General features: G+C 72.7%; 16 protein-coding genes. 7 read left to right on the plus strand and 9 right to left on the minus strand.

What is annotated here, in order from left to right:
- The first annotated feature begins 10 nt into the window (after positions 1–10).
- Together E1285_RS33315 and E1285_RS33320 are read left to right on the plus strand one after the other, a co-directional pair.
- Positions 11–2,518: a DEAD/DEAH box helicase gene (locus E1285_RS33315; RefSeq protein ID WP_132158560.1), complete on the plus strand. Its 2,508-nt coding sequence runs from the start codon at positions 11–13 to the stop codon at positions 2,516–2,518.
- A gap of 16 nt (positions 2,519–2,534) precedes the next feature.
- On the plus strand, positions 2,535–3,335 hold the full coding sequence (locus E1285_RS33320; RefSeq protein ID WP_132158561.1) for a carbon-nitrogen hydrolase family protein: 801 nt from the start codon (positions 2,535–2,537) through the stop codon (positions 3,333–3,335).
- Positions 3,336–3,545: 210 nt separating this feature from the next.
- Here E1285_RS33320 and E1285_RS33325 read toward each other — a convergent pair whose 3' ends face one another.
- On the minus strand, positions 3,546–3,782 hold the full coding sequence (locus tag E1285_RS33325; RefSeq protein ID WP_132158562.1) for a hypothetical protein: 237 nt from the start codon (positions 3,780–3,782) through the stop codon (positions 3,546–3,548).
- Between the two features lie 217 nt (positions 3,783–3,999).
- Between E1285_RS33325 and E1285_RS33330 the strand changes: the two genes are divergently transcribed.
- Positions 4,000–4,962 carry a hypothetical protein gene (locus tag E1285_RS33330; RefSeq protein ID WP_132158563.1) on the plus strand — a complete coding sequence of 321 codons (963 nt, stop codon included), beginning with the start codon at positions 4,000–4,002 and terminating at the stop codon, positions 4,960–4,962.
- 28 nt (positions 4,963–4,990) lie between these two features.
- Here the strand turns inward: E1285_RS33330 and E1285_RS33335 are convergent, their stop codons facing one another.
- The 4 genes from E1285_RS33335 to E1285_RS33350 are packed head-to-tail and all read right to left on the minus strand — an operon-like array spanning position 4,991 to position 8,212.
- Entirely contained in the window at positions 4,991–5,536 is a 546-nt protein-coding gene (locus tag E1285_RS33335; protein ID WP_132158564.1) for a Clp protease N-terminal domain-containing protein, read from the minus strand.
- Between the two features lie 4 nt (positions 5,537–5,540).
- Positions 5,541–5,804 (minus strand): helix-turn-helix domain-containing protein, encoded by a 264-nt coding sequence (locus E1285_RS33340; RefSeq protein WP_132158565.1) that lies wholly within the window; start codon positions 5,802–5,804, stop codon positions 5,541–5,543.
- A gap of 60 nt (positions 5,805–5,864) precedes the next feature.
- Positions 5,865–6,881 (minus strand): CNNM domain-containing protein, encoded by a 1,017-nt coding sequence (locus tag E1285_RS33345; protein ID WP_132158566.1) that lies wholly within the window; start codon positions 6,879–6,881, stop codon positions 5,865–5,867.
- Positions 6,878–8,212 (minus strand): hemolysin family protein, encoded by a 1,335-nt coding sequence (locus tag E1285_RS33350; protein WP_132158567.1) that lies wholly within the window; start codon positions 8,210–8,212, stop codon positions 6,878–6,880. The genes E1285_RS33345 and E1285_RS33350 overlap by 4 nt, the downstream gene beginning before the upstream one ends.
- Positions 8,213–8,383: 171 nt before the next feature.
- Here E1285_RS33350 and E1285_RS33355 point away from each other — a divergent pair, with 171 nt between their 5' ends.
- Entirely contained in the window at positions 8,384–9,343 is a 960-nt protein-coding gene (locus tag E1285_RS33355; protein WP_132158568.1) for an MBL fold metallo-hydrolase, read from the plus strand.
- A gap of 138 nt (positions 9,344–9,481) precedes the next feature.
- On the opposite strand, the gene E1285_RS33360 is transcribed toward E1285_RS33355, so the two are convergent.
- From E1285_RS33360 to E1285_RS33375, 4 genes are all read right to left on the minus strand, one after another.
- A complete protein-coding gene (locus E1285_RS33360; RefSeq protein ID WP_132158569.1) occupies positions 9,482–11,308 on the minus strand; it encodes a potassium transporter TrkA in 1,827 nt (608 codons plus the stop codon).
- Positions 11,309–11,608: 300 nt separating this feature from the next.
- Positions 11,609–11,938 carry an Lsr2 family protein gene (locus tag E1285_RS33365; RefSeq protein ID WP_131884518.1) on the minus strand — a complete coding sequence of 110 codons (330 nt, stop codon included), beginning with the start codon at positions 11,936–11,938 and terminating at the stop codon, positions 11,609–11,611.
- 17 nt (positions 11,939–11,955) lie between these two features.
- On the minus strand, positions 11,956–12,312 hold the full coding sequence (locus E1285_RS33370) for an Lsr2 family protein (protein ID WP_132158570.1): 357 nt from the start codon (positions 12,310–12,312) through the stop codon (positions 11,956–11,958).
- 131 nt (positions 12,313–12,443) lie between these two features.
- Positions 12,444–13,772: a helix-turn-helix domain-containing protein gene (locus E1285_RS33375; protein WP_243723222.1), complete on the minus strand. Its 1,329-nt coding sequence runs from the start codon at positions 13,770–13,772 to the stop codon at positions 12,444–12,446.
- 717 nt (positions 13,773–14,489) lie between these two features.
- Between E1285_RS33375 and E1285_RS33380 the strand changes: the two genes are divergently transcribed.
- From E1285_RS33380 to E1285_RS33390, 3 genes are read left to right on the plus strand one after another with little or no spacing between them, the layout of a single operon-like run.
- A complete protein-coding gene (locus tag E1285_RS33380) occupies positions 14,490–15,308 on the plus strand; it encodes an AfsA-related hotdog domain-containing protein (RefSeq protein ID WP_165966859.1) in 819 nt (272 codons plus the stop codon).
- Positions 15,305–15,967, plus strand: coding sequence for an isoprenylcysteine carboxylmethyltransferase family protein (locus tag E1285_RS33385; protein WP_132158572.1), 663 nt, complete (start codon positions 15,305–15,307; stop codon positions 15,965–15,967). Before E1285_RS33380 ends, E1285_RS33385 begins: the two co-directional genes overlap by 4 nt.
- A 2-nt stretch (positions 15,968–15,969) precedes the next feature.
- Entirely contained in the window at positions 15,970–18,582 is a 2,613-nt protein-coding gene (locus E1285_RS33390; protein ID WP_132158573.1) for a PEP/pyruvate-binding domain-containing protein, read from the plus strand.
- Positions 18,583–18,607 lie beyond the last annotated feature (25 nt).

Here is an 18,607-nt window from a genome sequence, read left to right on the forward strand (position 1 = left end):
GGATGGAGGTGTGAGCCTTATTGATGAGCTTCCCTCTGGGAACGACACCGATGCCGATTCGTTGTTCGAGGCGTTCGAGCGGTGGGTGTCCGGGCGCGGGATCACGTTGTATCCCGCGCAGGAGGAGGCGCTCATCGAGGTGGTGTCGGGCGCGAACGTGATCCTTTCGACGCCCACGGGGTCGGGGAAGAGCCTGGTGGCGGCCGGGGCGCTGTTCTCGGCGCTGGGCCGGGACCGGGTCGGGTTCTACACCGCGCCGATCAAGGCGCTGGTGTCGGAGAAGTTCTTCGACCTGTGCGAGATGTTCGGGCGCGAGAACGTCGGGATGATGACCGGCGACGCGAGCGTCAACGCGGACGCGCCCATCGTGTGCTGCACGGCGGAGGTGCTCGCCAACATCGCGCTCCGGGACGGGGCCGACGCCGATATCGGTGTCGTGGTGATGGACGAGTTCCACTTCTACGCCGAGCCCGAACGGGGGTGGGCGTGGCAGATCCCGCTGCTGGAACTGCCGCATGCCCAGTTCCTGCTGATGTCGGCCACGCTGGGGGACGTCTCGTTCTTCCAGAAGGATCTGGCGCGGCGGACGGGGCGGCAGACGGCGGTGGTGACGTCGGCGGAGCGGCCCGTCCCGCTGATCTACGACTACCGGGTGACGCCGCTGCACGAGACGATCGAGGAGTTGCTGGCCGAGCAGAAGGCGCCGGTCTATCTGGTGCATTTCACGCAGGCGGCGGCGATCGAGCGTGCGCAGTCGCTGATGAGCATCAACGTGTGCACGAAGGCGGAGAAGGCCCGGATCGCGGAGCTGATCGGCAACTTCCGGTTCACGACGAAGTTCGGGCGGAACCTGTCGCGGTTCGTCCGGCACGGGATCGGGGTGCATCACGCGGGCATGCTGCCGAAGTACCGGCGGCTGGTGGAGAGGCTCGCGCAGGCCGGGCTGCTGAAGGTCATCTGCGGGACGGACACGCTGGGCGTCGGCGTCAACGTCCCGATCAGGACCGTGGTCTTCACGGCGCTGAGCAAGTACGACGGGCAGCGGGTGCGGCGGCTGCGGGCCCGGGAGTTCCACCAGATCGCCGGGCGTGCCGGGCGGGCCGGGTTCGACACGGTCGGGTTCGTCGTCGCGCAGGCCCCCGAGCACGTGGTGGAGAACGAGAAGGCCCTCGCCAAGGCGGGGGACGATCCGAAGAAGCGGCGGAAGGTCCAGCGCAAGAAGGCGCCCGAGGGGTTCGTCGGGTGGGACGAGGACGTCTTCGCCAAGCTGCAGGAGGCCGAGCCGGAGATGCTCCGGTCGCGGTTCCAGGTCAGCCACGCGATGCTGCTGTCGGTGATCGCGCGTCCGGGGAATGCGTACCAGGCGATGAAGCGGCTGCTGACCGACAACCACGAGGAGCCGGCGGCGCGGCGCAGGCACATCTCGCGGGCGATCGCGATCTACCGGTCACTGCTGGCGGGCGGCGTCGTCGAGGTCCTGCCCGATCCCGACGACATGGGCCGGTACGCGCGGGTCACCGTGGACCTGCAGCAGGACTTCGCGCTCAACCAGGCGCTGTCGACGTTCGCGCTGGCCACGTTCGAGATCCTGGACCCGTCGTCGCCGTCGTACGCGCTGGACGTGCTGTCGGTCATCGAGGCGACGCTGGAGGATCCGCGGCAGATCATCGCCGCGCAGATCAACAAGGCGCGCGGCGAGGCCGTCGCGGAGATGAAGGCCGAGGGCATCGAGTACGAGGAGCGCATGGAGCTGCTCCAGGACGTCGACCACCCCAAGCCCCTGGAGGAGGAGCTCGACGCCGCGTACGAGATCTACCGGGCCGGGCATCCGTGGGTCGGGGACCATCCGCTGCGCCCCAAGTCGATCGTGCGCGACATGTACGAGCGCGCGATGACGTTCACCGAGTACATCGGGTTCTACGAGCTGGCCAGGGGCGAGGGCCTCGTCCTGCGGTACCTGTCGGGGGCCTACAAGGCGCTGCAGCAGACCGTCCCGGAGTCGATCAAGACCGATGACCTGATCGACCTCATCGAGTGGCTGGGGGAGCTGGTCCGGCAGGTGGACTCCAGCCTGCTGGACGAGTGGGAGCAGCTCGCGAACCCGTCCGACGAGGACGTGGACGAGCCGATCGAGGAGCGGGTCACGAAGGTGACCGCGAACACGCGGGCGTTCCGCGTGCTGGTGCGCAACGCGATGTTCCGCCGGGTGGAGCTGGCCGCGCTGGAGAAGTACGGCGAGCTGGGCGACCTGGACCCGGATTTCGGCGCCGGCGCGTGGGCGGAGGCCATGGACGGGTACTTCGACGAGCACGACGAGCTGCTCACCGGGCCCGACGCGCGCGGGCCGAAGCTGCTCCAGATCGAGGAGGTCCCGGAGGACGCGCTGTGGCGCGTCCGGCAGGTCTTCGACGATCCTGAGGGGCACCACGACTGGGGCGTCAGCGCCGAGGTCGATCTGGCGGGCTCGGACCAGGAGGGCGAGGCCGTCATCCGCGTGACCGGCGTCGACCGGATGTGACACAGGGAGGAACGGCATGGTGCACATCGCTGTGGCGCAGTTCGCGCCCGGGGTCAACAAGGACGAGAACCTGGCGGCGATCGGCAAGCTCACCGGCGAGGCGGCCGGGCACGGCGCGAAGGTCGTGGTGTTCCCCGAGTTCGCCATGTTCACCGCCCCGAGGATGGACGAGCGGTTCGTCGACTCTGCCGAGCCCCTCGACGGCCCGTTCGCCGGCGGGCTCGCGGAGGTGGCGCGGCGGCACGGCGTGCACGTCGTCGCGGGCCTGAACGAGCGGCTGGACGAGCCGGACCGCATCTCCAACACGCTCGTCGCCATCGGTGCCGGTGGCGAAACCGTGGCCGAGTACCGCAAGATCCATCTGTACGACGCGTTCGGCTACAAGGAGTCGGCGCTGGTCCGGCACGGTGAGATCGCGAACCCGGAGACGTTCACCGTCGAGGGCGTCACGTTCGGCATGCAGACCTGCTACGACGTCCGCTTCCCCGAAGTGACGCGGCGGATCGTGGACGCGGGCGCCGACGTCCTCGCCCTGCCCGCCGCCTGGGTGCCGGGGCCGCTGAAGGAGGACCACTGGCGGACGCTGGCCCGCGCCCGCGCCATCGAGAACACCATCTATGTGGCGGCGGCCGGGCAGTGCGCTCCGACCGGCGCCGGCAACAGCATGATCGTGGACCCCATGGGCGTGGTCACCTCCGGGCTGGGGGAGAGCCCCGGCGTCGTGTCGGGGGAGATCTCGCCCGAGCGCGTCGCCGCCGTCCGCGAGAAGAACCCGGCGCTCAGCCTTCGCCGCTTCACGGTCACCCTGGCGGAGTAGCGATATCGAGGTGGCAACGGTCGGCGCGATTATCCGTGTCCGGGTGGGCGCGTAGCGTGACGATCGGGGGATGCGCCTTTCCTCCCACCTCCCGCCCTCCGGATTCACCCGCGCCGAGCCGAGTCCTCCCGTCCGGCTGCGCCGTTTCCGGCCGTCCCTCCTGACCGTCGCCGCCGGCCTTATCGGCGCCGGGCTCGTTCTCGCCGTCGGCTACGGGACGATGCACGCGATTCCGGCCCGGACGGTGACGCCCGGCGCGGTCACGCCGTCCGCCACGCCGCCCGCCGTCCGGCCCGCGCCGCCGTCGTCGACCCGGTCCGCCACACCGCCCGCCACACCGGGCGCCACGGCGCCTTCGCGGGGACGGGCGGACGACGCGGCGCCCGCGAACCGCCCCGCGACGCGGAAGGAGCCGTCTCGCCGAGTGCAGGACGTCCCTGCGCGCACGCACCGGCCGCGTACGTCCCGTCCTAACAACCAGGCGACCCGTCCGAAGGCCCCGGTGCGAACGCGTCCCGCTCCGTCCTGGATCGCGGCGGAATGCAGCCGCCGCTTCCCCGACGACCCGCGCCGCAGAAGGGCCTGTGCCGCCGCTCTCGCGGGCGCCTTCGGGCGCTGAAGAACGGCCCGAACCCGCGGGGCGCCCCGGGCGTCGTACACGATCATGAACTCGAATCCCGACATCGTCGGCATGGCTCTCATAGACGCCTTCGCTCAGCGCGGATACCGGGCCGAGCTGACCGCCCCCGGCGCCCTCGCCGTGACGCTCAGGGACGGTACGCAGGCGCAGGCGGATATCACCGAGTGGCGGCACCACGCCGGGCGGAACGCGCGTGCCGCACTGCCCGGCATCGCGGCCCAGTACGCCGACCAGGCGGTACAGGCGTTCGACCGGATGCCCGCGCCCGCACCCGCGGCTGCGCCGGGCGGGGCGCCCGGCGCCGCGAACGACATCCTGCGCGCCGGGAACCTGCGTGTCCGGCTCTACCCGGAGCAGGCGCTCGACGAGCGGATGTTGGCGGCGCTGGTGACCAGGCCCCTCGCGCCCGGCCTCGTCCAGGCGGTCGTCCAGGACTTCCCCGACTCGATGATGCCGCTCAACCGGGCCGACCTCGGCGGCGTCGGCGAGAACGAGGCGTTCGGTGACGCGCTGACCCGCTCGATCCAGGACGAGCCCCACTACGTCGAGGCGAGCGACATGGACGGGGTGAAGGTCGTCCACATCGGGGAGCGGCACCGGTACATCGGCGCGCACGCGCACGTCCTCACCCGCTACTTCCCCGGCCCGCTCCCGTTCGGCGCGCTGGTCGCCTTCCCGCTCCCCGAGTACGTGACGGTCCACGAGATCGGGACGGACCAGCACCTCGTCCTGGCCTTGAAGACCGTGCAGGACGTGGCTGCCAAGCTCGCCGGCAGCGGGGAGAAGCCGATCAGCCCGCAGGTGTACTGGTGGCGGCCCGGAGAGTACGAGCGGATGCCGGAGCGCGATGCCCTCTACGGCGGTCGTGTCCCGGACCTGCGGCCGGTGGGCGTTCAGGTCGAGCAGGGTGAGCAGGGGCTGAACGTCGGTCTGGTCGGGGACGCCACGGCGGAGCTCGTCCAGGGCTGGGAGGCCGCGCGCCGCTGAGGCGGCGCGGGACCCGGCCGGGTCGGGGTCAGGCCGCCGCAGAGGACATCAGGCGGTCGATGCGGGCGCGCAACTCCCGGACGTCCGCCCCCGCCTCGGCCGCGAGCCGCACTGACAGGAAGTCGTCGTCGTGCAGGACCCCGAGCAGGATGTGCCCGCTCCGGATCTCCTTCTGCTTGAGGCGGATCGCGTGCCGCAGGCTCAGCTCCAAGGCCTTCTTCGCCTTCGGCGTGAAGGGGATGTGCCCCCGGGGGAGGCGGCACCTGGCCGCGGGCGCGTCCAGGGCCCCCTCGCCGAAGGCCCGCTCGGTAGCCTCCCGGACGGCGTCCAGGTCGATGCCGAGGGTGCCGAGCGCCTCGGGGTCGAGCGGGTCCTGGCTCATCCGCGTGATCCGCTCACGGATGTCGGATGCGGTCAGCCCGTGCTCGCCCATGGCGCGGGTCGTGGCGTTGTCGCCGTCCAGCAGGGAGAGCAGGAGATGTTCGGTGCCGATGTGGTGGTGCTTCAACGCGCGTGCCTGCTCCTGGGCACTGGTGACCACGTGACGCGCATCCTTGGTGAAACGCTCGAACATCGCGCTACTGCTCCTTCCTGAGGAGGCGGCGGCCGCCGCCCTGCTTGTTCTGGCCGTGTTCGTTGCGGCCGTGCTTCTTGTGGACGGCCTGCCGGCTCACACCGAGGCAGACCGCGATCTCCTGCCAGGACCAGCCCTGGTCGCGGGCGCTGGCGACCTGGAGGGCCTCCAGCCGCTCGGCCAGCTCGCGCAGCGCGCGCACGGCCCGCAGCCCGACCGCGGGATCCCGGCTGCTCGCCTCCTGGGCGAGCGTCACTCCATCGCTCATGCCGTCAATGTAGGTTGACACGTCCAGGCTGTCAACCAACATTGACGACTGGCGGGGGGGTCAGCGGACGGTCAGCAGGGTGGTGAGGAGGTCGTCCAGGTTGACCAGGCCGGCGATGCGGCCGTCCGGGTCCACGGCGAGGCCGAGATGGCTGTGGTGCCCCTTCAGCGTGGTGACGGCCTCGCCGACCGGGGTACCGATCGGCATCGCCGGGACCGGGTGCGCCAGGTCCCGCGCCGGGGTCTCGCGGCCGCGCGCACGGGCCAGGTAGGCGTCCCGGACGTGCACCATCCGGGCCGCGTGCCGGCCGGAGCCCCGCAGCATGATCCGGAGCCGGCCGGTGCGGGCGGCGGTGTCGATGACCTCCTGCGGCGTCGCCGCGGGCGGGACGGACACGACCTGCGAGACGGGCACGACCAGGTCGGACAGGGGTGCGCGCGGCGCGTCCAGCGCGGTGGTGAGCAGCGTCAGCTCGGTCTCCTCGATCAGCCCGAGCCGCCGCGAGTCCTGCGCGATGCTGTGCAGCTGCTCCGGCGTGCGCGACACCTCCTGCGAGTTCGCGGGACGGACGCCGATCATCCGCAGCATCAGGTTCGTCATGCCGTTCAGGGCCGCCAGCACGGGGCGGGCGATGGTGGCGAACGCACGGAACGGCAGGGCCAGCAGGGTCGCCGAGCGCTCCGGGTCGGTGATCGCCCACGACTTCGGCGCCATCTCGCCGATGACCATGTGCAGGAACGTCACCAGCGCCAGGGCGAGGACGAACGCGACCGCGTGCGCCGCCCCCTCCGGCAGGCCCGCGGCGTGGATCACCGGCGTGAAGGTCGCGGCGAACACCGGCTCGGAGACCAGGCCGAGGCCGAGCGAGCACATCGTGATGCCGAGCTGCGCCCCCGCCAGGGTCAGCGACAGCTCGTCGATCCCCGCGACCGCCGCGGAGGCGGCCCGGGCGCCGCGCGCGGCGGCCCGCTCCAGCCGCGGCCGCCTGGCCGCCACCAGCGCGAACTCCGTGGCGACGAAGAACCCGTTGCCGACAAGCAGCGCCAGCGTGACGAGCGCGCCGAGGGCGAGGCTCACCGGTCCTCCTCCGCGGTCTCCACGGTGCGGACGCGGATCAGTTCGGGCACGTGCCGGTGGATCGTCAGGACCTCGACCACGGCGGTGCGGGGCGGTTCGTCCAGCCGGGCCGGCGGAAGGTCGACGGTGACCACGTCCCCGGGCTCCGCGACGCGGCCGAGCCGCTTCAGCAGCAGGCCCGCGACGGTCTCGTAGCCGCCCTCGGGCAGCGCGATCCCCGTCTCGTGGGCGACCTCGTCGATCCGGAGGCCGGCGTCGGTCGTCCACCACTCGCCGATCCTGATCGCGAGGTCCTCGCCGGGCTCGTTCTCGTCGGCGATCTCCCCGACCAGCTCCTCGGCGACGTCCTCCCACGTGACGATCCCGGCGAAGCCGCCGTACTCGTCCATCACGCAGGCCATCGGCGCGGCGGTGCTCTCCAGCCGGAGCAGGACGTCCGGCAGGGGCAGCGACGACGGCAGCAGCAGCGGCGCCTTCGTGACGCCGCGGATCTCCGTGCGCTCGGAGTCGCCCGGGGCGAGCAGGATCAGCTCCTCCAGCCCCACGACCCCGACGAGGTCGTCGACGCCCTCCCCGGTGACCGGGTAGCGGGAGTGGCCGGTCGCGGAGATGACGTCGCTCACTTCGGCGACGGAGGCCGACGCGGACACGGTCACGACGTCGACGCGCGGGATCATGACATCCTCGGCGTCGCGCTCGGAGAACGCCAGCGCGCGCTCCAGCAGGTCGGCGTGGCCCGCCTGGATGTTCTCGCCGGACTCGCCGATCATGCGCCCGAGCTCCTCCAGCGTCGCGCCGTGGTGCAGCTCCTCCACCGGCTCGATGCCGGCCGCGCGCAGCAGGCGGTTCGCCGACGCGTCGAACAGCCTGATCAGCGGCCCCGCCACCGCCAGGTAGACGACGGTGGACGCGGCCAGCGCCCGCGCCAGCTGCTCCGCCCTGGCCAGCGCCAGGTTCTTGGGGAACAGCTCGCCCAGCACCATCTGGATCACGGTGGCCAGGGCGAACCCGAGCGCCACCGCCACGCCGCCGGTCGCCGCGTCCGGTACCCCGCCCGCCCGCAGCGCCGGTGCGATCAGGTCGGCCAGCGCCGGCTTGGCGATGAACCCGACGACCAGCGCGGTGACCGTGATGCCGAGCTGGGCGCCCGACAGCATGAACGACAGCCGCCCCATCACCCGCAGCGCCCGCCCGGCCGCCCGGTCGCCCTCCGCCGCGCGCTGTTCGAGAGCGGGGCGGTCCGCGGTGACGTACGCGAACTCCTGCGCCACGAAGTAGCCGGTCGCGACGGTCAGCAGGAGGACGGCGAGCAGCCCGAGCGCGGCGGTCACCCGGCCCTCCCTCCGCTGCGCGTCACGGTCGAGATCCCTCTTACCCCCGTCGCCGCCGTCCTCCCGGGATCGGGGACGGTTATCGACCGCTCTGCGTGGAATGAACCCTGGACGAGATTCGCACGAGCACGACCGGCCGGAGGCCGCGGCCACGACTGCGAGGGGGCGCCGATGCCCAGACCGTTCGCGTCGTCCGCAGATCTAAGCGACAAGACGCAGACGCTGGAGGTCCTGGCCGACGGGGTCTACGCGCTCACGGCCGAAGGGGATCCGAACGTCGGGGCCATCGAGGGCGAGGACTTCCTCGTCTGCTACGAGGCCCTCGCCACGCCGGCGGCGGCCCGCGACTGGCTCACCGTCCTGCGGGCGCACACCGACAAGCCGATCCGCTACCTGGTCCTGTCGCACTACCACGCCGTCCGGACGCTGGGCGCGAGCGCGTTCGGCGCCCCGGTCGTCATCGCGCACGACCTGACCCGCTCGCTCATCGCGGAACGCGGCGAGCAGGACTGGGAGTCGGAGTACGGGCGGATGCCCCGGCTGTTCAAGGACCCGGACGGCATCCCCGGCCTCACCTGGCCGTCCGTGACGTTCTCCAGCACGCTCACCATCGACCTCGGCGGCGACCGCGGCGACCTCGACCTGGCGTACTGCGGCCGCGGCCACACCGAGGGCGACATCGTGGCATGGCTGCCGCGGCACCGGATCCTGTTCGCCGGGGACCTCGTGGAGACGCAGGCCGCGCTCTACACCGGCGACGCGTTCCACCGCGAATGGGCGTCCGGCACGCTCGACCACGTGAACTCGTTCGGCGCGGAGACGCTCGTCGGCGGGCGCGGAGCGGTCGCGCACGGCCGGGACGCCGCCCGCGCCGCGATCGGGCAGACCCGCGGCTTCCTTGACACGATGATCCGCGAGACCGGCCGCGTCCGGGACGGCGGGGGCACGCTCAAGGACGCCTTCGCCGCCGTGCACGCCGCGCTCGCGCCCGGCTACGGGCGCTGGCCGATCTTCGAGCACTGCCTCCCGTTCGACGTCTCCCGCCTGTGGGACGAGCTGGACGGCGTCGAACGCCCCCGGATCTGGACGGCCGACCGCGACCGCGAGGTCTGGGCGCGCCTCCAGGACTGACGCGCCGGATGAGGCGGATGAGCCGAATGGGCCGGATGAGGCTGGATGTGCCGAATGAGGCTGGATGTGCCGGATGAGGCTGGATGTGCCGGATGCGCCGGATAGGCCGGATGCGCCGGATAAGGCAGATGCGCCGGATCAGTTCTCGGCCAGCACGATGACGCGGTCGTCGGCCGACAGCGTGAGCGGCGCCGTCTTGTCCGGGTTGAGCACCACCCCGTAGCCGGGGGGCTCGTGGAAGAGCCCGGTCAGCCGGTAGCCCAGCGCGACCTCGCCGCGCCGCCGCGCCGACTCGATGAGCGTCGCGAAGTCGGCCTCCTCGCCCGGCGCCAGGTAGTCGCACGCGGGCTTGAGGTAGATCTCCGAGCCGGCGGGGTCGAGCAGGTCGACGAACACGTCGTACAGGTGCCGGTTCTCGCTGAGCTGCGTCAGCATGAGGCTGATCAGCTTCTCGCTGACCACGAAGTCGTCGGCCTTGGTGACCTGCGCGATCTCCCGGTTGGCGTCGTCGTGGATCTCGCTGACGATGGCGAACGGGTCGCCGAGGGCGTCCTCCATGTCGCGCAGGTGCAGCAGCGTGACGAGCGTGCGCGCGTCGGCGCGCTCGTGGTCGGCGCCCGCCTCCGACAGCACGATGATGTGCTGGAAGGAACCGATGTCGAGGGACTCCAGGGACGGGCGCTCGGTCGGCTCGGCCCGGACGAAGTCGACCTTGAGGTTGTCGCGCGGGCGCAGCGCCCCGGTCGGGTCCTCGCGCGGGGCGGCGACCAGCAGGGCCGAACCCGGGGCGAGGAACTCGTCGAGCAGTTCGATGATCTTCGGGGCGCGGTGGTTCCAGCCGAGCATCAGCGTGCGGTCGGGCACCGGCTCGCGCGGTGTCGCCGTGGTGATCACCGATTCCCGCACCGGCGGCGGGGGCCCCTGCCGGAGCCGGATCAGCAGGTCGTCCTCGGCCAGCACGATGATCTCGTCGTCGGCGCTGATCACGGTGTCCATCGGCGGGTTGAGCATTACGGTCCCGTCCCCGCGCCGCAGGCCCGTCGGGATGCCCAGGTCGTAGCGCGACAGGGACTCGCCGACCGTCATCCCGGCGAGGCTCGGCTCGCACCGCATGTAGAACTCGTGCCCGACGAAGTCGAGCAGGTCGGTGCAGACCTGCGACAGGCCCGACTGCCGGTGGGACTGGACGATGAGGCGGATCGCCACGTCGTCGGCGTCGATCACGTGCGCGGAGCCGCCGCCCGCGAGCCGCGCCGCGGGCAGGTTCGCCGAGTCGTGCACCGCCGCGACCACGTGCGGGCGGCCGTGCCCCCACGCCCGGGAGCCGAGCGACAGCAGCACCTTGATGACGCGGGCGTCGGCGTCGCCGGTCTCCGGGGTGACGATCATGATGGAGCGGGCGGTGCCGGGGCTGACCAGCTCCATGTCGGCGACCTTCAGCGGGTCGCCCGTGCGGCACACGATGCGGGTGCGGCCGAGGTCGCCCACCCGGTCCCGGATCGCGTCCTCCATCTCCACCTTGTCGCGGTTGGCGAGGATCGCCACGCACGACCTGCGCTTGCTCTGGTTGGCCTCCACCAACTCGGCGACGACGGTGAAGACCTGCTCGGACCAGCCGAGCAGCACGGTGTGGCCGTGCTCGACGATCTGCGACCGCCCCTTGCGCAACTCGGTGATCTTGGCTTCGAGGCCGGTGGTGATCACGCCGATCAGCGAGCTGACGATGAAGATGCCGCCGATCGTGGCGATCAGCATCAGCGCCAGGAACGGGCCGGTGCCGGTGTCGTCGCCCATCGTGCCGGGGTCCATCGTGCGGAGCAGGCTGCGCCACACCATGCCGAACCAGTGCCCGTTGTCGGCGCTGTCGCGCGGCGTGAACAGGACCGCCGCGCTCGCCACCACGAGCACGAGCGCCGCCGAGGCGAGGCCGAGCCAGCCGATGAGCGCGGGCGTCCCCTTCGACATGGTCCGGTCGAACCAGTACCGCACACGGTCCCATCGCGTGGCATGTCTCAACGGTCTGCCCCCTCGGCCGTTCCCCGGGTCTCACCCTATTGTGTTGTCCCGCACTATTTCCGGCATTTTCCCCAGATCCGGCATGTTCGGCCCCCGGGGGCGCACCTTCCCCGCGAAGCCGCTCTCCGGCGAATACCGTACCGAAAAGGTGATTTGCCCGTTGCGCACGCAAGAGGCCGGGGTGATGAGAATTCCACCACCCCGGCCCCGGGCGTCGTGCCGGAACGCCGCCGGCCGCGCTGAGGACCGCTAGTGCGCGGCCTCGTACTGCTCGATCACATTGGCGGGGATACGGCCCCGCTCATTGACCTTGATGCCGCGGCTCTTCGCCCACTCCCGAATCTCCGCGGAGCGCTCGCGGCTGCCCGCGGTACGCGCGGCGCGGCCGCCGCGGGCGGCGGGCTTGCGCGCCTTGCGGGCGCCGGCCACGAACGGCTCCAGACCGTTGCGCAGCTTGGCGGCGTTCTTCTTGCTCAGGTCGATCTCGTAAGTGGTTCCATCGAGGGAAAAGCTGACGGTCTCGTCAGCCTCTCCGCCGTCGATGTCGTCCACGAGAAGGACTTCGACCTTCTGTGCCATGCGGGGACTCCCTCTAGCTATGCGTCCGGCTTGGCGTCCGGATGTGCCTCGATGAATGCAGCATAGACCTCATCCGATATCTTGCCACGTTCAGAGACTTCGATGTTACTTCGCAATGCCCACTCGCGGACATCGCCGTTCGTGTAGCCCTTGATCTTCGCGGTGCGGGACTTGCGTCCCTTCCCGGCGGGCTTCACCTCGGCGGCGTTCTCGATGAAGGGCGCGAGCGCGTCCAGCACCTCGTTCAGCCGCTTGTCGTTGTCATCGCTCAAGTCGATCGTGAACGTCCGGTCCAGGACTTCGAAGTCCCGCTTTGCGACATCGGCTCCTTCGGAGCCGTCGATGTCGTCCACCCGAATGACCTTCTCGGCCATGTGTACTCAGTCTTCCTTCCCCTTGCCTGCGCGGCGACCTTGACCGTAGCGGATTCCGGGACCGGGCATGACGTCAAGACTCGCCCGCGGGGAAGTCGGGCGGGAAGTGGCGGCGGGGAATGGCGGACGTTTCAGGCGCCGTGCCGCTCGATCCAGGTGTGCAGGAGGAGCATCATCTCCAGCCGGATCGCCGGGTCCTCGATGTCGAAGCCGAACATGCCGTGCAGCTGCGCCAGCCGGTAGCGGACGGTCTGCGGGTGCACGCACAGGACCTCCGCGGCGCCGGTGGCGTTGAAGCCGTGCTTCATGCACTCCAGCAGCGTCACGGCGAGCCGCAGGCCCTGCCGCGGCCCGGCCTCGTCCAGCGGGGCCAGCCGCCGGGACGCCACGATCGCGGCGAGCGTCCCGCCCTCGCGCAGAAGCAGCTCCGGGACATGCTCCTCGGCCCGGACGAGCACCCCGCCGCGCCGGGCGCCCCGCCCGGCGGCCCGGACCGCGGTCCGCTCCCTGCCCACGGCCGGGCCGTTCTGCCTGCCCGCCCGGCCGGCGGCCTGGCCCGGTGCGGGGACCGGGGGCGCCAGCTCCAGCGCACGCCGCGCCCACAGCAGCGACGTCCCCGCGTGGTCCACGGGGACCGACGGGCCGACCGCGCCCGTCCAGCCCGCGAGCGTCGCGGTCAGCTCCTCGATCCGGCCCGGTCCGTCGGGGTCGGGGACGATGAGGCAGGGCCGGCCGTGGTCCAGGCCCGTCAGCAGGGACGGCGGCAGCCCGGCCGGGTCCTCGCCGCCGCTGCCCGGCCGCGGCCGCAGCACGATCACCGCGAGCCGCTTCGGCAGCGGCCAGCCCGCGCGGGCCGACTGCTCGCGCACGGCCTCGGGCGGCGCCGGCGGGTCCGACAGCAGCAGGGTCAGCAGCCGGCCCCGGCGCTGCTCGCGCTCTCCGGCGGCCTTCTCCCTGGCCCGCGCGTACCCGTGCGCCGCCGCGGACGCCAGCGCGTCCAGATAGGCGAAGTTGGCCTCGGCGAGCAGGCTGACGAGCGTGCGGGGGCGGCCGAGCCGCTCGGCCTCGACCGCGAGGTGCCGCCAGGCGAGCCGCGACCCGATCCGCATCGCGTTCTGCAGATGCTCCAGGCTTCGGCCCTCGACGGCCTCCCCGTAGCCCACGTCGAAGAAGACCTGGTAGACCTCCTTCCAGGAGGCGTCCGGGTCGGCGATCATGTGCACGAAGTGCTCCATGGCGTGCGCGACCGCGGCCTCGGCGACCCGCGAGTAGGCCGTGTCGCCCGGCCGGTCGTACTCGGGGACGTGCCTCAGCACGCCCTCCACCATGGGGCCGAGGAGGTCGGGGAGGTGGGGCCGCATCCACCGCGCCTCCTCCGGCGGGACGTCCCGCCACGGCTCCTCCGTCAGGCCGTCCAGCACGGACGGTCCGGTGTGCGCGTCCTCGTATGCCGTCGTCACGTTGGCACCTCCTCGCTCATACACCGGCCCGAAGCCCGGTCGTCTCAACCTAGGCACGCAACGTGATCCGCGACACTCAGCGACGTTCATCCTGCGGGCCGCCATTTGTCAGCCGCCTGACAAGCCCGCGTCCGCACGGGGCGATCGAGCCGGGCGACCCTGAATCGACAGGACGCGCACGGCGCCTCGTGCGCCCGCCCGGCCACCCCCGGCGGTACTCCCGGACGGGGAGGGCGGCCGGGCCCCGCGCCTGGCCGCATTCTGCCAATTAATTGTGGGCAACGTCACAGCACTCGTCGTTCTGTCCCGTTTGAACAATAGTTTGAAAATATATCTTTTGCGACCTGTGGTCTAAAGCGCCGCACGGGGTGCGCACAAACGCGTGGCAATCGATCTCTATTTCAGCCTGATGACGTGCGCGCTTCGCCCGGCAGCCGGCGAGACGGCGGCCCCGGCGCGTCGTGCAAGTGGACGCTGACATGCGGTTTCCGGGCGGGAGGTCCTTGCACGGAGCGTGTCCGGGGGGCGCCGGGTTGCCGGTCCGGGAAGACTCCCCGGGCCCGGACTGCCCAGGAGTGCAGTTCAGCTGTGCGCATTTCTGTAGCAGGATGACGGCCGTCCAGCCGGTTTTCGCGCCCTAGCCGAGAAGGGCGTCCGACGCCGTTTTCGGTGTGGACCGGCGAGGAGACAGGGGCCAGAAAAATGGAGGGAGGGCGCATGGCCGCGTCCGTCATCGATCGTTTCCGCGAGCTGGTCGTCGACGAGTCCGATCCCTTCTACTTCGACCACCCGCTCGATCACGTGCCGGGGATGCTGCTGTTCAGCGGCCTGCTCGACCTGGCCGTCCGCGCCGACGAGCTGCGCTCGCGCGGGCGGCGGCCCGGCCGGGTGGTGGCCGGGCTCGACTTCACCCGGTTCTGCGAGCTGCGCGGCGCCACGACGCTGTCCTGCCGTCCCGTCCCCGGCCCGAACCGGGCCTGGACGGTCGCCGCGCGCCAGGCGGGGGAGGAGGTGTGCGCGGGCTCCATCGCGTTCACCGACGACGTTCCGGCGCCGCCGGCGGACGCCCGCGGCGTCCCCGGCCCGGTCCCGGAGGCGCGGCGCGCGCCGGCCGAGCTGGTCCACCGGCGCCGTGCCGAGAACATCCTGGTCGGCGAGCCGGTGCGGCGCGGGCGCGGGGTGGTGGAGGCCGCCGTGCTGCGGCCGCCCGCCGGACCGGAGCCGAGCCCGCCGTTCCGCGGCCCCGTGGAGATCGTCGAGGCCGGCCGGCAGTTCGCCACGATGCTGGAGCACGAGGAGCACGGCAGGCCCATGGACGCGACGCTGCTGTGGGTGGCGCTGCGGCTGGACATCCCCTGCCGCCTCGACCGGGACGCCCCGCTCCTGCTGCGCTGGCCGATCGCGCGCGTCCCGGGGCGCCGGTCCCACTGCAGGGCGACGCTGGCGGACGCCGCGACCGGCGCCGGCCTGGGGTCGCTGACCTACGAGGCGTACGCGGTGGACCCGGAACAGTACGCCAGGACCAGGAGGCGGTGACCGAGACCATGAACGCCAAGGTCCTGACGGCCGCGCCGCGCGTGCTGTTCGTCCTGGCCGCGGCCATCCTGATCGCCGGGATCGTCCGCCACGCCGGGGGAGAAGGCACGCCGGCGGGTCTCGCGGCCGGTCTGCTCGCCGCCTATCTGGGCTGGCTGCTGCTGGAGGCCCGGGTGACGTTCCGCCGTGCCGGCGCCGCGCCGGACGACGCGCGGACGCTGCTCCCGTACGCGCTGGCCCGCATCGCGCTGATCGCGTCGGCGTCCCTCGCGCCGCCGTGGGACGGCTCGCCGCCGTGGCCGCTCGTGCCCGCCGCCGTGTTCGCCGCCGTGGCGTTCGCCGCGGGCGTGGCGCTGCGGCAGGCCGCCATCCGCGCGCTCGGCCGGTTCTACTCCCACCACGTCATGCGGCAGGGCGGCCACCGGGTGGTCACCGGCGGGCCGTACGGGATCGTCCGCCATCCGGCCTACGCGGGGATGCTCCTCGCGAACACCGGGTTCGCGTGCTTCTTCCCCACCCCGGCCGGCGTGGCGGCGCTGCTCCTGCTGGTCGCCGCCGTGGCCTGGCGGGTCCGCGTGGAGGAGCGGGCGCTGCGGGACGTCCCCGGCTATGCCCGGTACGCCGCCGGGAAGCCGCGTCTGCTGCCTGGAGTGTGGTGACCATGGACGAGATCGGGCACAAGTTCACGCGGCTGGAGACGCTGCGCGCGGCGGGATTCCCCATCCCGGACTTCTTCTGCCTGCCCGCCGCCGAGTTCGACCGGGCGCTCGGCGGCCTGAGGGACGCCGTCCCGCCGGTCCCGTCCGTGCCGGTCGCGGACTGGTGCACCGCCGCCGGGGCGGCGCTGTCGAAGGCGGTCCCGGAAGGAGAGGCCGCCGCCCGGCTGCTGGACGCGTTCGACGAGCGCATCGGCGCGCAGGGCATGGCCGCCGTGCGGGCCTGCGTCGTGCCGGGTGAGGACGGCATCGGGGAAGACTCCGAGGACGACCCGTTCGCCGGGATGAGCGACAGCTTCCTGTACGTCCGCCGCGACGGGCTGCTGGAGGCGGTGGCGCGCTGCTGGGCGTCGGCGTTCAAGGCCGAGGCCGTCCGGTACCGGACCCTGAAGGGCATCGATCCCGCGACCGCCAGGGTCGCGGTGGGGATCCAGCGGATGGTGCCCGGGACCCGCTCCTTCGTGGCTTTCACCCGGGACCCGCGCGACGGGACGAGGCATCACATCATCGCCGCCGCGCACGGGATCGGTGAGGGCGTCGTCCAGGAGAGGGCCGACGTCGACCACTTCTTCGTCGATCCCAAGACGGGCACGGTCCGCGCCGAGGTCGTCGCCAAGCGGCGCATGGTGGGGCCGCCCGCCGGCGCCGAGACCGAACCGAGGGTGACCGAGGTGCCGGACGGCCTCCGGGACGCGCCCGTGCTCACCGACGGCCAGGCCCAGGAGGTGGCCGCCCTCGCCGCACGCGTGGAGGAGCTGTTCGGCGGTCCCCAGGACATCGAGGGGACGTTCACTCCGGACGGCGCCGTCCACCTCGTCCAGGCCCGGCCGCTCGCCGGGAGCGCACCGGACACCGGCCCGCGCGTCCACTGGGGCAACCACAACATCACCGAGAGCTTCCCGGGCGTGTCCGGTGCCCTCGCCTACACGCAGGCGCGCATGTTCTACGAACTCGCGTTCACCGACCTGTACCGGCGGATGGGCGTCCCGGCGCTCGGCAGCCGGTGCGCGAACGCGCACCGGCTTCCGCGCATGGTCGGGCACCTCGACGGCCGCGTGTACTACCGGCTGGACGACTGGCAGGAACTGCACGGCCAGTTGCCCGTGTTCGACCTCGTCCGCGCCGGGTGGGAGGAGGGCATGGGCATCAGCGGCGAAGTACGCGCGTCCTGGCGCCGGCCGCGGGCCCGGATCGCCGCCGCCCTGCCCCTCATCGCCTGGCGCGCGGCCGGGCACCGGCGGGCGACCGCGCGGTTCCTGCGCTGGTGGGACGGCCTGATCGCGGAGATCCACGACCCGGCGGCCCGGCCGCTCGCAGAGCGCTCGCCGGACGAGCTGATCGTCCTGTACCGGCACGTGTGGGCCGGGGTGTCGCGGCACTGGGGCGTCACGCTCGCGAACGCGGTCTACGGCCTGCTGCTCATGCGCGCCGGGACCGCGCTCCTGCGCCGCTGGGCGGACGCCGGGCCGGAACTGCTCGCCGGGCTGCTGTGCGGCGGGCGTGAGAACCGCTCGCTCGCCGCCGCCCGCGCCGCCATCGCCCTCGCCGAGCGCGCCGCCGCGATCCCCGCCCTGAAGGCGGCGCTGCTGGCCGCCGACGGCGCCGGCGAGGAGAGCGTGCGGGCGGTGTGGGACGACATCGCCGCCGGACGGCACGGCTCGCCCATCGCGGCGGCCGCCCGCGCGTACCTGCGGCGATACGGGGACCGGGCGATGCACGACCTCAAGCTCGACGAGCCGACCCCGCGCCAGCGGCCGTGGACGGTCGCCGCGACGATCGCGCCGCTCGTCCGGCAGGGCGCCACCGTCGCCGGGAGCCGGGCCGGCGAGGCGCGTGCCGCGGCCGACGCCCGGCGGCGCCTGCGGGCGGCCTGCCGCGATCCGCTGCGGCGCGCCACGCTCACCGCGGTGCTGTCGATGATGCGATGGTGCGTCCGCACGCGGGAGGACACCCGGTTCGCCCGCACGCAGCTGTTCGGGCTGTCCCGCGAGGTCATGTGGCGGCTCGGCGGCCACCTCGCCGAGGCCGGGATGCTGGACGATCCCATGGACGTCCACGACCTCACCGTCGAGGAGGTCACCGGCGCGTTCGACGGCACGCTGCCCGCGCTGCTGTCGATCCCCGCCGGCCGCCCGGTCGCGGCGGCACTCCAGCGGGTGCGCCCGGCCGGCGCCCCCGAGCGGCGATACGGCGGCGAGGCGCTCCACGGGGACGGGGACGAGGTCCTGCACGGGCTCGGGTCGAGTGGCGGGACGGTCCGGGGCCGGGCCAAGGTCGTCCTGGACCCCGGCATCGCCCCCGCGGACTGCGCGGGCCGGATCCTCGTCGCCCGGGAGACCGACCCCGGCTGGCTCCCGCTCATGATCGCCGCGTCCGGGCTGGTCGTCGAGCGCGGCACCCTGCTCTCGCACACCGCCGTCACGGGGCGGCTGCTCGGCGTGCCCGCCGCCGTCGCGGTCGGCGGCGCCACCGGCCGCATCCCGGACGGCGCCTGGATCGAGCTGGACGGGCGCACCGGCACGGTCCGCCTTCTGGACGAGCGCGCCGGCGGCCCCTGATCCATCCACCCGCCCTGAACCACCC

The sequence above is a fragment of the Actinomadura sp. 7K507 genome, assembly GCF_004348425.1.
GTDB lineage: Bacteria > Actinomycetota > Actinomycetes > Streptosporangiales > Streptosporangiaceae > Spirillospora.

What these genes read in the sequence shown, in the direction of transcription:
- E1285_RS33320 (WP_132158561.1), top strand. Translation starts at nt 2,535, where the DNA reads ATGGTGCACATCGCTGTGGCGCAGTTCGCGCCCGGGGTCAACAAGGAC.
- E1285_RS33330 (WP_132158563.1), top strand. Translation starts at nt 4,000, where the DNA reads ATGAACTCGAATCCCGACATCGTCGGCATGGCTCTCATAGACGCCTTC.
- E1285_RS33335 (WP_132158564.1), bottom strand. Translation starts at nt 5,536, where the DNA reads ATGTTCGAGCGTTTCACCAAGGATGCGCGTCACGTGGTCACCAGTGCC.
- E1285_RS33340 (WP_132158565.1), bottom strand. Translation starts at nt 5,804, where the DNA reads ATGAGCGATGGAGTGACGCTCGCCCAGGAGGCGAGCAGCCGGGATCCC.
- E1285_RS33355 (WP_132158568.1), top strand. Translation starts at nt 8,384, where the DNA reads ATGCCCAGACCGTTCGCGTCGTCCGCAGATCTAAGCGACAAGACGCAG.
- E1285_RS33360 (WP_132158569.1), bottom strand. Translation starts at nt 11,308, where the DNA reads ATGTCGAAGGGGACGCCCGCGCTCATCGGCTGGCTCGGCCTCGCCTCG.
- E1285_RS33365 (WP_131884518.1), bottom strand. Translation starts at nt 11,938, where the DNA reads ATGGCACAGAAGGTCGAAGTCCTTCTCGTGGACGACATCGACGGCGGA.
- E1285_RS33370 (WP_132158570.1), bottom strand. Translation starts at nt 12,312, where the DNA reads ATGGCCGAGAAGGTCATTCGGGTGGACGACATCGACGGCTCCGAAGGA.
- E1285_RS33380 (WP_165966859.1), top strand. Translation starts at nt 14,490, where the DNA reads ATGGCCGCGTCCGTCATCGATCGTTTCCGCGAGCTGGTCGTCGACGAG.
- E1285_RS33390 (WP_132158573.1), top strand. Translation starts at nt 15,970, where the DNA reads ATGGACGAGATCGGGCACAAGTTCACGCGGCTGGAGACGCTGCGCGCG.